Annotated in this window: 16 protein-coding genes; 9 read left to right on the forward strand and 7 right to left on the reverse strand. The window is 66.1% G+C overall.

Translation table 11 applies throughout. The features are described from left to right. Positions 1–166 precede the first annotated feature (166 nt). From U4Y88_RS02335 to U4Y88_RS02355, 5 genes are all read right to left on the reverse strand, one after another. Positions 167–766 (reverse strand): CGNR zinc finger domain-containing protein, encoded by a 600-nt coding sequence (locus U4Y88_RS02335; RefSeq protein WP_321781945.1) that lies wholly within the window; start codon positions 764–766, stop codon positions 167–169. A 51-nt stretch (positions 767–817) separates the two neighbouring features. Then, positions 818–1,717 (reverse strand): alpha/beta hydrolase, encoded by a 900-nt coding sequence (locus U4Y88_RS02340; RefSeq protein ID WP_321781947.1) that lies wholly within the window; start codon positions 1,715–1,717, stop codon positions 818–820. Between the two features lie 197 nt (positions 1,718–1,914). Beyond that, positions 1,915–2,898: an MDR family oxidoreductase gene (locus U4Y88_RS02345; protein WP_321781949.1), complete on the reverse strand. Its 984-nt coding sequence runs from the start codon at positions 2,896–2,898 to the stop codon at positions 1,915–1,917. A gap of 57 nt (positions 2,899–2,955) precedes the next feature. Beyond that, on the reverse strand, positions 2,956–3,603 hold the full coding sequence (locus U4Y88_RS02350) for a TetR/AcrR family transcriptional regulator (protein WP_310631098.1): 648 nt from the start codon (positions 3,601–3,603) through the stop codon (positions 2,956–2,958). Between the two features lie 120 nt (positions 3,604–3,723). Continuing rightward, positions 3,724–5,643, reverse strand: a complete 1,920-nt coding sequence (locus U4Y88_RS02355; RefSeq protein ID WP_321781951.1) for an SMP-30/gluconolactonase/LRE family protein — start codon at positions 5,641–5,643, stop codon at positions 3,724–3,726. A gap of 681 nt (positions 5,644–6,324) precedes the next feature. Between U4Y88_RS02355 and U4Y88_RS02360 the strand changes: the two genes are divergently transcribed. Continuing rightward, positions 6,325–6,666: a hypothetical protein gene (locus tag U4Y88_RS02360; RefSeq protein ID WP_065063018.1), complete on the forward strand. Its 342-nt coding sequence runs from the start codon at positions 6,325–6,327 to the stop codon at positions 6,664–6,666. Between the two features lie 37 nt (positions 6,667–6,703). On the opposite strand, the gene U4Y88_RS02365 is transcribed toward U4Y88_RS02360, so the two are convergent. Further along, positions 6,704–7,591, reverse strand: coding sequence for a LysR family transcriptional regulator (locus U4Y88_RS02365; protein ID WP_224006161.1), 888 nt, complete (start codon positions 7,589–7,591; stop codon positions 6,704–6,706). 166 nt (positions 7,592–7,757) lie between these two features. Between U4Y88_RS02365 and U4Y88_RS02370 the strand changes: the two genes are divergently transcribed. From U4Y88_RS02370 to U4Y88_RS02400, 7 genes are all read left to right on the forward strand, one after another. After that, positions 7,758–8,417, forward strand: a complete 660-nt coding sequence (locus tag U4Y88_RS02370; protein WP_321781953.1) for an NADPH-dependent F420 reductase — start codon at positions 7,758–7,760, stop codon at positions 8,415–8,417. A gap of 98 nt (positions 8,418–8,515) precedes the next feature. Next, positions 8,516–8,761: a hypothetical protein gene (locus U4Y88_RS02375; RefSeq protein WP_321781955.1), complete on the forward strand. Its 246-nt coding sequence runs from the start codon at positions 8,516–8,518 to the stop codon at positions 8,759–8,761. Further along, positions 8,758–9,069: a DUF3649 domain-containing protein gene (locus U4Y88_RS02380; RefSeq protein ID WP_224006170.1), complete on the forward strand. Its 312-nt coding sequence runs from the start codon at positions 8,758–8,760 to the stop codon at positions 9,067–9,069. Before U4Y88_RS02375 ends, U4Y88_RS02380 begins: the two co-directional genes overlap by 4 nt. Further along, a complete protein-coding gene (locus U4Y88_RS02385; RefSeq protein WP_415774379.1) occupies positions 9,069–10,736 on the forward strand; it encodes a PepSY-associated TM helix domain-containing protein in 1,668 nt (555 codons plus the stop codon). The genes U4Y88_RS02380 and U4Y88_RS02385 overlap by 1 nt, the downstream gene beginning before the upstream one ends. Then, the gene (locus U4Y88_RS02390; protein ID WP_224006176.1) at positions 10,736–11,011 is read left to right on the forward strand and encodes a DUF3325 domain-containing protein; all 276 of its coding nucleotides are present in this window, start codon (positions 10,736–10,738) and stop codon (positions 11,009–11,011) included. The genes U4Y88_RS02385 and U4Y88_RS02390 overlap by 1 nt, the downstream gene beginning before the upstream one ends. A gap of 108 nt (positions 11,012–11,119) precedes the next feature. Next, positions 11,120–11,872 carry a 2OG-Fe(II) oxygenase gene (locus U4Y88_RS02395; RefSeq protein WP_321781957.1) on the forward strand — a complete coding sequence of 251 codons (753 nt, stop codon included), beginning with the start codon at positions 11,120–11,122 and terminating at the stop codon, positions 11,870–11,872. A 37-nt stretch (positions 11,873–11,909) separates the two neighbouring features. After that, positions 11,910–12,626: a 2OG-Fe(II) oxygenase gene (locus U4Y88_RS02400; protein WP_321781959.1), complete on the forward strand. Its 717-nt coding sequence runs from the start codon at positions 11,910–11,912 to the stop codon at positions 12,624–12,626. Positions 12,627–12,675: 49 nt separating this feature from the next. Here U4Y88_RS02400 and pstS read toward each other — a convergent pair whose 3' ends face one another. After that, the gene (gene pstS / locus U4Y88_RS02405; protein ID WP_415774380.1) at positions 12,676–13,755 is read right to left on the reverse strand and encodes a phosphate ABC transporter substrate-binding protein PstS; all 1,080 of its coding nucleotides are present in this window, start codon (positions 13,753–13,755) and stop codon (positions 12,676–12,678) included. A gap of 507 nt (positions 13,756–14,262) precedes the next feature. Here pstS and U4Y88_RS02410 point away from each other — a divergent pair. After that, positions 14,263–14,913 (forward strand): response regulator transcription factor, encoded by a 651-nt coding sequence (locus U4Y88_RS02410; protein ID WP_224006185.1) that lies wholly within the window; start codon positions 14,263–14,265, stop codon positions 14,911–14,913. The last annotated feature ends 44 nt before the right edge of the window (positions 14,914–14,957 follow it).

Here is a 14,957-nt window from a genome sequence, read left to right on the forward strand (position 1 = left end):
GCGGACCTGCGATGCGCCGCCGCGACGCAGCAATGGCGCAAGGTTAGCCGGAAACGGCGATGTCTGCTGAGCGCGCCCAAGCTGGGTTTGCGCCAGATGCGGCCCGCCACGCCGCCTGCGCCGCCTTCGCCACTCAGGCCGCGCTATTCAGGCCGCTCATGCCGCGCTATTGCTGGCGGCGCCGGAAGGCCGCGACCTTGGCGCGGTTGCCGCACATCGCCATGCTGCACCAGCGCCGCCGGTGCGATTTGGTGCGATCGAGAAAATGCAGCACGCACTCGGGGTTCTCGCACTTTTTCACAAGCGCGAAATCGGCCTCGCAGACGAGTTCCGCCACCGCCGCGCCCAGCGGCGCGAGGTACTGCTCGGGCGTGCCGTGCGCGTGACGCTCGACGAGGCGCGGCTCGCCGCTTTCGTCGACGGTCAGTTCCAGCGTGCGCGGCGCCTGCGCCAGAAAGCGGTTGAGCGCGCGCGCATCGACCGGCTCGCCCGCGCGCCGCGCGTCGACCAGCGCACGCGCCGTCTCGCGCAGATGGCGTGCCGCATCGAGCAGAGCGTGCGCCTTGAAGCGCGGCTTTTTCGCATCGGCGGCCAGATCGTGGCGCGCCAGCCAGGCGGCCACGTCGGCGTCGCTTTGCCAGGTGTCGATCAGTTCGCCGTCGGTCATCTGCACGGTGTTCAGGGCGTCGAGCGCCGGATGGCCGCCGAGAAAATCAACTTCGCCGTGGTCGTGCGCGTCGCTGTCATGCGCTGATGCTGCGTCCATGTCCGCTTCCTCCTTGCCGCGAATTGTAACCGTTTTTCGTCGATTAACTGGTTACGTCCGCGCCCGTTCCATCAATCCGGCGATGGCTGCCGCGATCTCGTCCACATGGGTTTCGAGCGCGAAATGGCCGGTGTCGAGCATCGTCACCTCAGCGTTCGGATTGTCCCGTCGATACGCCTGCGCGCCCGGCGGAATGAAAAACGGATCGTGCTTGCCCCAGATCGCGAGCGTCGGCGGCGTGTATTCGCGGAAAAACGCCTGAAAACGCGGATAAAGCTTGAGGTTCGACGCGTAATCGAGGAACAGATCGAGCTGGATGTCCTTGTTGCCGGGGCGTTGCATCAGCGCGGTGTCGAGGTAATACGCCTCGGGCTCGACCGTCGACGGATCGGCCACGCCGTGCACGTACTGCCAGCGCGTGCCTTCCAGATTGAGCACGGCGTCGGCGACGGCCTGGCGGTTCGCGGCGCTCGGATCGGCCCAGTAGCGGCGGATCGGATCCCACGCGTCGCCGAGACCTTCCTCGTAGGCGTTGCCGTTTTGCGAGACCAGCGCGCTCACGCGCTCGGGGTACTTCAGGGCGAGGCGCAGGCCGACCGGCGCGCCGTAATCGAACACATAGAGCGCGTAGCGTTCGAGGCCGAGCGTATCGACGAAAGCCGCCGTGGTGGCCGCGAGCGCGTCGAACGAATACGTGTAGCCGCGCGCTTCGGGTACCTGGGTGAAGCCGAAGCCCGGCAGATCGGGCGCGATCACGCGGTAACGCGCGGCGAGCCGCGGAATCAGGTGCCGGAACATATGCGACGACGACGGATAGCCGTGTAGCAGCAGGATCACGGGCGCGTCGGCGGGGCCGGCTTCGCGGTAGAACACTTGCACGCCGTCGGCTTCGACGGTCTTGAGGGCGACGGCGGGGTAGGTGGGCAGTGCGGTGGGGGCGGCGGTCGGCATGGCGGGGCTCCGGGGTGGGTAGGTTTGAAACCGGTAAAACGTCGAATTGACGGTTTCATTCTGGGCGCGGATGTGTAACCTGTCAAATTATTTTTTAGGGGTTACCTGCTTGTGCTCCCGTTCGCCCGCCGAAATAAAAAAAGCCCGCGATCTCGCGGGCTTCCGAACATGCACGCCAGCATTTCGCCAGCCCAACCTCACAGATTCACATCCACCACAATCCGCCCACGCACGCGTCCCGCCAGCAGATCACCAGCAGCGGAAATCGCCTCCGCCAGCTCAATCTCACGCGTGATCGTCTCAAGATCGCTCAGATCGAGCGTATAAGCCAGCGCTTGCCACGCCTCCTGGCGTTCCTCGAACGGACGCGTCACGCTGTTGATCCCCAACAGGCTCACGCCGCGCAAAATAAACGGCGCGACCGTGGCCGGCAAATCCATGCCTTGCGCGAGGCCGCAGGCCGCGACGGCGCCATCCGCGCGCAGGCTCGCGCAGACGTTCGCGAGCGTGTGCCCGCCGACCGAATCGATCGCCGCTGCCCAGCGCTCCTTTTGCAGCGGCTTGCCCGGTTCGGTGAACGCGGCGCGATCGATCACGTCCGCGGCGCCCAACTGCTTCAGATAATCGGCTTCCTGCAACTTGCCCGTCGAGGCGACCACGCGATAGCCGCGCCGCGCGAGCAGGGCGATGGCGAAGCTGCCCACGCCGCCGCTCGCGCCCGTCACGAGCACGTCGCCGTGACTGGGCGCGATGCCATGGCGCTCCAGCGCGAGTATGCAGAGCATCGCCGTATAGCCCGCCGTGCCGACGGCCATCGTCTGGCGCGGCGTGAGTCCGGCGGGCAGCGGAATCAGCCAGTCGGCTTTCACGCGGGCGCGCTGGGCGAGGCCGCCCCAATGCTGTTCGCCGACGCCCCAGCCGTTGAGCACGACCGTATCGCCGACCGCATAACGCGGGTCCGCGCTCTGCGCGACCGTGCCCGCGAAGTCGATGCCTGGCACCATCGGAAAGCTGCGCACGACCGGACCCTTGCCGGTGATCGCCAGGCCGTCCTTGTAGTTCAGCGTGCTGTATTGCACGTCGACGAGCACGTCGCCGGGCGGCAATTGCGCGTCGTCGAGTTCGGCGATACGCGCCGAGTATGCTTCGGATTCCTTTTCAATCAGAATGGCTTTGAACATCATTCGTCTCCCGTGTGACGTGAGCGGTGCCGCTCGAATGGATGGACGGCTGCGGCGCTATTGCGCGTAACGCGCGCGCGGCAGCCCGGCGATGAATCCCTTGAAAAACGTATCGAGCGGCGCGGCGCTGCGCACCAGCCGCGCGCGCATCACCGCGCCTTCCCAGCCGATCCAGAAGCACGCGGCCAGCGCGTCGAGGTCGGCGTCGGCGGCGAGTTCGCCGGCTTGCTGCGCATCGCGCAAACAGGCCGCCACGCGCGCCTGCCAGCCCTGGAACACGCGTTCGAGCGTGTCGCGGAAGTCTTCGGGCAGGATGTCGACTTCGATGCCGAGATTGCCCGCGAGGCAGCCGCGCGTGTAGTCGTGGCGCGCCATGCCGGCCTTGGCGTCGTCGACGAAAGCGGCGAGGCGATCGAGCGCGGGCCGCGATGTATCGAGCAGCCAGCGATCGAGCTTGGCGAGAAAGTAGGCGTCGTAGGCGTCGAGCAGCGCGCGGCCGAACGCTTCCTTGCTCTCGAAGTAGTGATAGAACGAGCCCTTCGGCATGCCCACGCGCTTGAGCACGGCGTCGAGCCCGGTGGCGGCGAAGCTTTGCCCGGTCAGCAGTTCCATGCCCGCGCGGATCAGCGTGGCGCGCGTATCGGCGTGCGCGTGCGGGTCTTTGCGAGGGCGGCCGCGTCGCGGCCGGTCGGTCGATTCATCCATGCCGGGGATATTAGACCGATCGTCTCGAAAATTCAATCCCCGGCTTGAAGATGCACGAATTCACACGCTAATCGGCGTGCTGATACGCGTGCGAATCCGCGTGCGAATCCGCGTGCGATCTCAAGGCGTCCAGCGATGCACGATCACGCTCGTGCCGTTGTAATTGTCCTTGGTGATCACGTATTGCCCGGCCGAATTCAGATACACGCGCAGGCCGTACATCGAATCGACGTCGTTGCCCACGTCCACGTTGGTCGGGTTCGCGTTGGTCAGCGTGGTGACGAGCTTGCCGGTCGTCAGATCGTAGATGTCGATGTTGGGCACCGTATGCACGTAGCCGACGAACAGATAGTTGCCCGCTGCGGCGATCGACTTCGGATTCGCGCTGGTGAGCGTGATGACGGGACTCGGCCGGTTGATGTTGCCCGAACTCCAGCCGTGATAGACCTCGATATAGCCGTTCATCGCGGTCCAGTCCCAGTTGCCCGCGAGGCCCTGGGCGAGAATCATCGTGTCGCTTTCGGGCAGATAGACGATGCGCGCCGTCGGCCGCACGCTTTCCGGCGTCGAGATCGTCGTGGCCGCGCCCCATTGCGGCTTGCCGGTGCTGTCGAAGCCGGTGAGCGGATAGTGGTAGATGTGATTCGTGCGGTTGAGTCCGGCCCAGACGTCGCCACGGCTGTCGAGGCAGAAGCCGCCCGTCACCTGGAGCGAGGTGTTGAACGGCGTGCCCGGAATCGAGCCGTCGGGAATGGCGATATAGCCGCTGGCGGCATTGAAGTGATAGAAGTAGAAGATGCCGGGGTTCTGTCCCGAGGCCACCAGGATGCGGTTGCCGTTCACCGTCACGAGCTGGCCGAAGTGTTCGTCGCGCTGCGTGTCGTTCATGTTCAGGCGCGGGTCGTTCGGGTAGGTGAACGGATCGACCGTATTGGCGACGAAGGTGCCGCCCGCCGTGCCCGTGTAGATGGCGGTGCCGCTGTAGAACAGCGCGCCGTCGGTGACCGGATCGGGCGCGGCCACGCCTTCGAAATTCAGGCCCTGGAGTTTCCAGAGCAGCGCGCCCGCCGCGTTGTATGCGTGGATGTCGGTGCCGCCGTTGCGGCCGAGATCCCAGCCGCCGCCCCACGGATTGTTGAGCACATAGAGATTGCCGGTGCTGTCCTTGCCGATTCCCGTCACGCGCGTGAAGCGCTTGTCGCCCACCTGGCCCTTGATGCCGGTCGTGGTGTCGAGATAGCCGCCTTTCACGCCGAAGCTGCCGGTTTGCGTCGGCGTACCCGCGAGGCTGTAGAGCTTGATGTTCTGGTCGGGGCCGCTGTCGCCGATCATCAGCTGCGCGGTGGTCGCGTCGAAGTAGAGCGCCGACGGTTGCGAGCCCGCCGGCATCTGGATCTGCTGAAGCTGCGCGCCCGCCTGGCTGAACGCGGTCACGGTGCCCGCGCTCTTTTGCGCGATCCAGACGTTGCCCGCGTTGTCGAGCGCGAGCGCGCCTGGGTTGCCGATCGAAATATCGCGCTGCCAGGCGCCGTCGGTCGTGTAGACGCGCACGCGGTTGCCGTAGAAGTCGCTCACGTAGAGCAGCGTGCCGGCGGTGGCGAGGCCGGTGATGGCATCCACGCGGCTCAGGGCGTTCCACACGCTCACGTTGAACGTGAGGTCGCGCTGGCCGCTCGCGCGGTTGTAGCGGCCCACGGTGCCGCTGCCGTACGAGGTGTTCGCCGAGAGCGCGACGAAGATATCGGTGGCGTTGCCGGTGATGGCGCCGCCCTGGAATTCGTCGTGGATGCCGATCGAGCCGAGGCTCTTGTCGTTCTGATAGATCGCGACGCCGCCTTCGTTCTCGTCCCAGAGCGACGACGTATAGATGACGCCTTCGGGCGCGACCCACATCGAGCGCGCGCCGTTGCCGACGTGCGCCGCGAGTGTGCCGTACGTGTTGGCGAGCCAGTCGGTGGTGTACTGCTGCGCGTGGGACGCGGGCGAGATCGTGGCAATCGCGGTGCAGACGAGCGTGGCGCACATGCGCTTCGTGAACATGGATGAAACTCCTGATGCGGAAAAACCGGTGACGCGATGACGATGAGCACATCAAGCGGCGCTCGATGTCATGGCGGAAATGGGACGAATCGATGTGCGTGATCCGCGTGTCGCTTTCGGGGGTGCGGGCGATTTCGCGGGCGAATTTGCGGGTTAACGCGCGCGCATCGGAGCAAGCGGCATGCCGCGCGGCGGCTTTTTTTGCACGCTATGCGCGAGGAATCGAAACTGCGTTATGCAGCAATGAGTTGGTGTTCGACGCGCGCGCTATGCGGATTGCAAGACATCGGCGAACGGTGATTCGCGGTGCAGATTCCCGGCAGCGCGCGGGAAGAAAGTGCACGCAACGTTTTTGTTTACGGCGTGTTTTGCGGCGGGGCTCGCATGAACGGGATGCGAACTCCCTTCGCGCGCAGCGATCTCATGCAGACCGATTCGCCGTTTATGCCTGCTGTCGCCGAGTGCGCGTATAGTCGGCAAATTCGGTCGGCAAATTCAGTCGGCAGATCGGCGAATCCGGTCGGCAAATCCAGTCGCGAAACTTTCATGCTGGCCAGATGAATCTGCGAGTATTTTCGGGTGCACAATGCTTGCTTTTGCCGCACCCGCCCATAGGTAGAGGACTTCGTTTCAGTAGCGGCGTGGACTGATTCCACGCCGGGAAATCAGGGACAGCAAGCCGTGAAAGTCGAATTTGTCGAAGCGAGCAGTGCACGCCCCGACTTGCTCTGCTATCTGGTCGCGATCGCCGCGTCGTCGTATGCGCTCACGCAGGAATGGCGCGTCGATCACGTCGTGCAGTGCTGCCGCGAATGGCTGGACAAGAGCGCGTTGACGATGCACTGGCTCGACCGCGTGCGCCTCGGCCAGCTCGCGCTGAAGATCGCGAGCCGCGACCTGCTGGGCGCGGGCATCGCCGTGCGTCTGTCGAGCGTCTCGGTGCTCTTTACCGCCGAGATGGAACTCAACGAAGCTTCCACGATGGTGCAGCGGATGATGTCGCTGTGCCACGAGGCGCTCTGACGCGCCGCGTCGCTTTCCTTGCCGCGCGGCGACCGTTTCACGCGCCGAACGCCGCCACCACTTCCTCCACGAAATACCGCAGCTTGAGCGTCGTCGGACTGCTCGCCATCACGATGTGCATGGGCCGCGCCACCAGTTCGTATCCGGTGAGCAGCGGCACGAGCGTGCCGTCGCGCAGCGCGTCGCGCACGGCGGTCTCGGGCGCGAGCGCAATGCCGAGTCCGTTGATGGCCGCCGTGATCAGCGCCTTCATGTCGTTGGCGCGCAGGCGCGGCGCGATCGGTGCGGTCCACGCCTGACCGTTCTCGACAAATCCCCAGCCGCTCGCCGGCGGCGCCGATGTGTAGGCGAAGCCCAGACATTCGTGTTCGATCAGCGCATGCGGCGTCTCGGGCGCGCCCGCCGCCGCGAGGTAGGCGGGCGAGGCGCACACCACGAAGCGATACGGTTTGAGCGCGCGCGCGACGAGCGTCGAATCGTTGAGCGCGCCGAGCCGGATCGCGGCGTCGTAGCCCTCGTCGATGATATCGACGAAGCGATCGGTCAGCGTGAGATCGATCTGCACCTCGGGATAGCGGCTCAAAAAACGCGCGATCGCCTCGGGCAGCGCGAACGCGCCGAAGGTGACGGGCGCGGTGATGCGCAGGCGTCCGCGCGGCGTGTCGGCCAGCGAGCGCGCCTGGGCCTCGGCGGCTTCGGCGTCGGCGAGCAGCGCGCGGCAGCGCTCGTAGAACGCGTGGCCCGCTTCCGTGAGGCTCTGCCGCCGCGTGGTGCGGTTCAGCAGGCGCGTGCCGATGCGGGTTTCCAGTTCGGCGACGTGGCGCCCGGCCATCTGCGGCGTCATGCCGAGCGCCTTGCCCGCGGCCGCGAACGAGCCGCATTCGACCGTCTTCACAAACGCCGCCATGCCGGTCAATCGATCCATCGCAGCTTCCTCATTCGAAACGATCCTTTTCGACAGTCAATCATTCTCGCCGCTTTATCGCGTTGAATGTTCGAATCATAGTGGCATCCGGGGCGTGCGTGTGATGCGCCGCGAAAACCGCAATCACCACTTGGCGACGGCGCGAGGCCGTCAGGAGGACATCGGCATGAAAATCGGCATCATTGGCGCAGGCTTTATCGGACGGGCGATGGCGGAACTCGCCCTGCGTCACGGCGACTCCGCGATGCTCAGCAACTCGCGCGGCCCGCAGACGCTGACGAGCACGCGCGCGGCCATCGGCTGCGAACTCGGGACGATCGGGCAGGCGGCGGCGTTCGGCGACATCGTCGTGCTGGCCGTGCCGTTCGGCAATCTCGCGCAGTTGCCGCCGGGCCTGCTCGATGGACGCATCGTCGTCGATACCTGCAATTACTACCCGGACCGTGACGGCCACGTCGCCGCGCTCGACGCGCGCGAGACGACCACGAGCCAGATCGTGGCCGCGCATTTCCAGGGCGCGCGCGTGGTGAAGGCGTTCAACGCGATCCTAGCCGCCGATATCGGCACCACGGGCGCGCCCGGCGGCCAGCCGGGGCGGCGCGCGCTGCCGCTCGCCAGCGACGACGCGGCCGCGCAAGACCGCGTGAGCGCCTGGCAGGACCGTTATGGTTTCGATGTCGTCGAGACGGGCGGGCTGGCGCAAAGCTGGCGCTTCGAGCGCGCGAAGCCCGCGTACTGCATTCCGCTCGACCGCGCTGGCATGGAGCGGGCGATCGCCGACGCGCGGCGCGACGTGGAGTTGCCGCACGGGTCCTGGCGCAAATAGCGGACGGACGGCGCTTCGGGAAACGGCGTGCGTCATGCGCCGTTACAAAAAGCGGGCGCGCGGCTGTCCCTTTTGGGGCGGCTCGCGTGTCATGAAAGATGAGCGCGCAAACGTACGTGGGATCGAACAAGCCATCGAACGCCGAATCGACCGCCGCGAAATCCGCGGCAATGCGCAATGGCTGGCGAACGCGCGCAACTTACGAGATCATTGCGGCGCTCGCCGCTTTCCGTCTTTCCGCTTTCATGATGACCGCCATGCCTGTGTTGTCCGCCGCGTATTTCGTTGAGTTGTCCCTCTTTATCCTCGCCACCCCGGCCACCGCCGCGGCCCGGCGCGCATGAGCGCCGCGCTCGCCCGCGTGCGCCGTGCGGCGCCGCTCGTTTCGCTGATTTCGCGCATCGTCGCGGCGATCTTCGGCGGCTACGCGCTGGCCGCGCTCACGAGCGTCGCCACGCTCGCCTTGCCGATCGCCGCGCCGCAAGCGGTCATCGCGGGCATGCTGGCGAGCTTCGTCGTCTACGCGTGCGTGGTGATCGGCGTGTTTCTCGCGCGCAGCGCGCGGCGCGCCTGGGGCGGACTGCTGATCGCGGCGGCGCCGCTTTTGCTGGCGTCGTGGTCGGTGTGGACGGCGGCCGGAGGCGCAAAGTGATGACGCATCCCAACCCGGCAACGCCGCCGGCGCGAAACCGCGCCAAATCGAACAAGCCGAACAAGCCGAACAAGCCGCAGGGCAAGGGCGTGCGCCAGAGCATGTCCGATCTGCACACGTGGGCGGGCCTGTTGGTCGGCTGGCTGCTTTACGCGATGTTTCTGACCGGCACGGTCAGCTATTTCAAGGAAGAGATTTCGCAATGGATGCGTCCCGAGCTGGCGCATCAGCAGCAGGTGCCCGATCCGGCCGCCGTTGCGCAGCGCGTGGCGACGACGCTCGGCACGCTCGCCACGGGCACCACGCAATGGAGCGTGCAGTTGCCGACGTCGCGCAGCAATCTCGCCAGCGCCTTCTGGCGCACGCCGCCCGGTTCCGCCCAGAAGGGCATGTTCCAGGAAGGCGTGTTCGATCCGGCGACGGGCCACGCGGTCAAGGCGCGCGACACGCTCGGCGGCGAATTCTTCTACCGCTTCCATTTCCAGTTCTATTACATGCCGGTGATGTGGGGCCGCTGGCTCGCGGGATTCTGCGCGATGTTCATGCTGGTCGCCATCATCAGCGGCGTGATTACGCACAAGAAGATCTTCGTCGACTTCTTCACGTTCCGCTGGGGCAAAGGCCAGCGCGCGTGGCTCGACGCGCATAACGCGCTCTCGGTGTTCGGCCTGCCGTTCCATCTGATGATCACCTACACGGGCCTCGTCACGCTGATGACGATGTACATGCCGTGGGGCGGCGAGATCGCGCTGAAGACGGCGGCGCAGCGCCAGGAAGTCGCCGCGCAGCTGAACGCGTTCATCCGTCCCGGCAAGCCGCAGGGCGTGGCCGCGCCGCTCGCGAACGTCGAGTCGATGGTGCGCGAGGCGCAGGCGCGCTGGGGCGAAAACAACGTGCTGCGCGTGACGGCGACGAATCCCGGCGACGCGAGCGCGCGCGTGGCGGTTTCGCGCGGCGAGGCGCTGCGCGTCTCGGTGAGTCCGCAATATCTGCTGTTCGACGGCGTGAGCGGCAAGCTGCTCGAAACGCACGACCATGTGGGCGGCGCGGCCGAAACGCGCGGCGTGCTTTACGCGCTGCATATGGGCCGTTTCGGCGATCTGTCCGCGCGCTGGCTGTATTTCCTCGTCAGCCTCGCGGGCACGGCGATGGTCGGCACGGGCCTCGTGATGTGGACCGTCAAGCGCCGCCAGAAGCTGGCCGATCCGGCGCGTCCTTATTTCGGTTTTCGCGTCGTGGAGCGGCTCAACATCGCGAGCATCGCGGGGCTGTCGATTGCGATGACGGCGTATCTGTGGAGCAACCGGCTGCTGCCCGTGGCGCTTGCGCATCGCGCCGATACGGAAATCAACGTCTTCTTCGCGATCTGGGCCGCGACGCTGCTCTACGCGCTCGTGCGTCCCGCGAAGCGCGCGTGGATCGAATTGCTCTGGCTCGCGGCCGCGCTGCTCGCGCTGCTGCCGGTGCTCAACGCGGTCACCACGGAGCGTCCGTTCTGGCGCAGCCTCGCGCAAGGCGACTTCGTGTTCGCGGGCTTCGATCTGATGATGTGGGCGTTCGCCGCGCTGCATGCGGTGCTCGCGTGGCGCACGGCGAATCATCGTCCGCGTGTGAAGGCGGCGGGGCGGGGCGCGACGGCGCCGGTGCAACAAGAGGAGGAGGCGTGATGGTCGGGCTCACGTTGCTGCTGTGCGTGATGGCGTTCGCGTTCCTCGCGATGGCGATGGAGCGGCATCAGGTCGCCGTGCTCGGGCGCGCGCTCGACGCCGGGCGCACGCGCGGCTTCAGGATCGCGGGCTGGTGCGCGCTCGCGATCACGCTGCGCATGATCGTCGGCGAGGCGGGCTGGGCGATGGGGCTCGTCTATTACGCGGGCTGCACGAGCGCCGCCGCGGGGATCGTGTATGGCGCGATTCTGTGGCGTCAGCGCGCGCGGGCCTAGATTCGAGCAGATTTCTAACGCAATTCGAGCGCAAAAAGCGGAGTTCGATCCGCGCGCGTTGCGCGTACACTGCGGCTGAAACGGCTCAGGGCTTTTCAGGTACGCATCATGACGCTTGCAGTGCAGGAGGGTTTCGATTTCACGCCGCGCGCGGACACCGCGCCGGAGGGCACCGACTGGCACGCCGTGGCCACATCGCTCGATCGCTACGGCAACGCGATCCTGCCCGCGCTGCTCACCCCGGCGCAATGCGATTCGCTCACCGCACTCTACGCGGACGACGCGCGGTTCCGCTCGACCATCGTGATGGCGCGGCACAATTTCGGGCGCGGCGAATATCGGTATTTTGCGTATCCGCTGCCGCCATTGCTCGACGCGTTGCGCCACGCGCTCTATGCGCGGCTCGCGCCCATCGCGAACCGGTGGCATCGTCAACTGGGCATCGACGAACATTATCCCGACGATCTCGACACCTTTCTCGCGCGCTGCCATCGCGCCGGACAAACGCGTCCGACGCCGCTGATCCTGCGTTACGGCAGCGGCGACTACAACTGTCTGCATCAGGACCTCTACGGCGACCATGTCTTTCCGTTGCAGGTCGCCATTCTGCTCAGCGCGCCGGAGCGCGATTTCACGGGCGGCGAATTCGTGATGACGGAATCCGCGTCGAGTGGATCGAGCGCACCGCGCGCCGAAGTCGTGCCGCTCGCGCAAGGCGATGCCGTGGTGTTCGCGGTGCATCATCGTCCGGCGGCGGGCAAGCGCGGCGGACATCGCAAAGTCGCGATGCGGCACGGCGTCAGCGTCGTGCGTAGCGGCAATCGCTACACCGTCGGTCTGATTTTTCACGAAGCACGCTAGATAGCAAGGATGCCGAACGATTATGACGAAGCTCGACATGCCTTTCGATCAGCTGGACTGGGCGACCATCGAAACGCAATTGAACGCCGAAGGCTATGCGGTGCTGGCGGGCTGCATCGAGACGGCTCAGGCGCTGTCGCTCGGACACGAACTCGCGCGCGCTGGCGAGCCGGTGTATCGGCGCAGCGTTGCGCTGGAATCGCTCGATCTCGGGCGCGGCGAACTGCGCTATTTCGGCGATGCCTTGCCCGCGCCGCTGAGCGCGTGGCGCGACGCGCTGTATCGCCATCTCGCGCCCATTGCGAACCGATGGAGCGCGAAGCTCGGCGCGCCGCATCGTTTCGCGCCGCATTGGAGCGCCTTCCTCGACGCCAATCTCGCGGCCGGACACACGCAGCCGCAATCGAATGTCTCGCGTTTGCGCGCCGAAGACTGGCAGGCGCTGCATCAGCGCGACGACGGCGGCGAAGTGTTTCCGTTCCAGGCCGTCGCGGTGCTTTCGGAGCCGCAGCGCGACTTCACGGGCGGCGAATTCGTGATGACGGAGCGCCGGCCGCGCATGCAGTCGCGGCCGATGGTGGTGCCGCTGCGGCCCGGCGATCTCGCCATCGTGGCGACCTCGCTGCGTCCGTGCGATGGGGCGCAGGGCGTCTATCGCGTCGGACTCAAGCACGCCATCAGCCGGGTGCGCGGCGGCGAGCGCATCGGGCTCGAACTCGCCTTTCATCACGCGCCGGGCGTTGACGCGCGCTGACCGCGAGCGTCATCGTCGTCCTCAAACTTAAGCGTCCAGGCAAAGCCGCTCACTGTCCCGCGATCGATTTTCGCGCCACGTCCTCGGCGTTGCGCGTGTCGCCTTCATGCCATTGCGCGCGGATCTTCGCCACGACCATGTCCGGCAAGGGCACGTAATCGAGCGCCTGAATCGTGGGCTCGCCATGCGTGAGCGCCCAGTCGAAGAACTTGAGCGTTTCCTTGTCGCGGCCCGGTTTCGCGGGCGTCGTGCTCAGCAGCACGTAGGTCGCGCCCATCACCGGCCAGGCGTCCTTGCCGGGCTGATTCGTGAGCACCTGATAGAGCGAGCCGGACCAGTCGGCATTCGCCGCCGCCGCGCTGAACGACGCCGCGCCCGGTTCGACGACCGTGCCCGCCGCGTTGGTCATCGCCGTGTAGGTCAGGCGGTTGTGCTTCGTGAAGTCCCAGGCGATATAGCCGATCGCGCCGGGCAGATAACCGACGAACGTCGCCACGCCTTCGTTGCCCCGGCCGCCGATGCCGAGCGGCCAGCGCACGCTGGTGCCTTCGCCGACGCGCCGCTTCCATTCTGCGTTGACCTGCGCGAGATAGTGCGTCCAGATCAGCGTCGTGCCGGAGCCGTCCAGCCGCCGCACCACGGCGATCGGCGTGTCGGGCATCTTGAGCTTCGGGTTCAGGCGCGCGATGGCGGGATCGTCCCAGTACTGGATCTTGCCGAGGAAGATGTCACCGAGCACTTCGCCTGTGAGCATCAGCTCGCCCGCCTTGATGCCCGGCAGATTCACGACCGGCACCACGCCGCCGATGGCGGTCGGAAATTGCCGCAAGCCGGCCTTGTTCAACTGATCGTCGGTGAGCGGGGCGTCGGAGCCCGCGAAATCGACTTCGCGCGCGAGCACCTGCTTGAGCCCTTCCGATGAACCGGTCGGACGATAGCTGACCTTGCCGCCGCCCGACTTCTGGTAGTCGGCGGCCCAGCGCGCGTAGAGCGGCGCGGCGAAGGTGCTGCCGGCGCCGCTCACGCCGTCCGCGTGCGCGCTGGGCAGGCACAGGCCGGAAAAACCGCTGATCGACGCGCCCAGCAGCGCGGCCGTCAGCGCGGTGATCAGGCTTCGCGTTGTTCTCACGGGCGTCTCCACTCGATTGGCGCGGCACGGCATGCCCCGATTACGGCCCGATTCGGCGGATGGGTCGGATGGGTCGGATTCGATGCGGGTCGACCTGGGTTCGGGGCGGCCGTCGCGCGCCGCGCCACGCCTTGTTATTCGGCCAAAGCGCGTGATACAGATTTGCATTACAGGTCGATGACCGGCGGGATTCAAATTGAATCCCGCTATCGTGCAGCCATTGGTGGGCTGGCGCACATAACGGCGGCGAGGATAGCTAACGAGGCCGTTTGATACGCCGCTTGAGAGACCGGTCTAGGGGCCGCTCTGGAGCCCGATTAAACCGCGCCAATTCCACGCCAATTCATTCGGCCATGTTTTAAATCGATTCAATAAAATCGCGCAGTCACGAACGGTTTAAATAAAAAACGGTGCGATAACCGGCATGGCGATTGCTGCGAGGCGCGCCAATTAAGGTTCTCCTAAGCCTGCGGCGGCGAAAATTCCTCTCGATGATGGGAGGCGCTTGTGCGATTGCTGCTGCTTGAAGATGATGAAACGATCGCTGGCCCGATTTACGAGTTGATGTGCAGCGCCGGTCACGAAACCGACTGGGCCAGTAACGATTACGAAGCCGAGTTGTCGCTCCAGAACGGCAGCTACGATCTCGTGCTGCTTGCGCTAGGCTTCGCGCGCCTCGACGCGCTCGACATGCTGCGGCGCTATCGCCATCGCGGCGGCAGCGCGCCGGTCATCGCCATGATCGGCCGGAACACGGCCGAGAACCCGATGGCCGCGCTCGACGCGGGCGCCGACGATTACCTGATCAAACCGTTCGATCCCGCCGATTTCAGCGCGCGCATCCGCGTGCTGCTGCGCCGCCCGCAGCAAAACGTCGAACACGGCGCGCTCGCCGATCTGAAACTCGATCACAGCCGCTGCGCGGTGGAGTTCAACAGCGCGTCCGTCGCGCTCAAGCCCAGCGAATTCCGGCTGCTGTTCGCGCTGGTCAACGAGCCGCTGCGCATTTTCACGCGCGCCGAACTGGCGATGCGCATCTACGGGCGCCGGAAAAGCGTCGTCAATAACGCGGTCGACGTGCACGTACACGCGTTGCGGCGCAAGCTCGGCGCGGAGCAGATCGTGACGGTGCGCGGCGTGGGGTATCGGCTGCGCTGAGGTTCTGGGGCGGGGACTCTAAAAACATCGTGCCAATCGTCTAA

The organism is Paraburkholderia sp. J94, from assembly GCF_905220285.1.
Taxonomy (GTDB): domain Bacteria; phylum Pseudomonadota; class Gammaproteobacteria; order Burkholderiales; family Burkholderiaceae; genus Paraburkholderia; species Paraburkholderia tropica_A.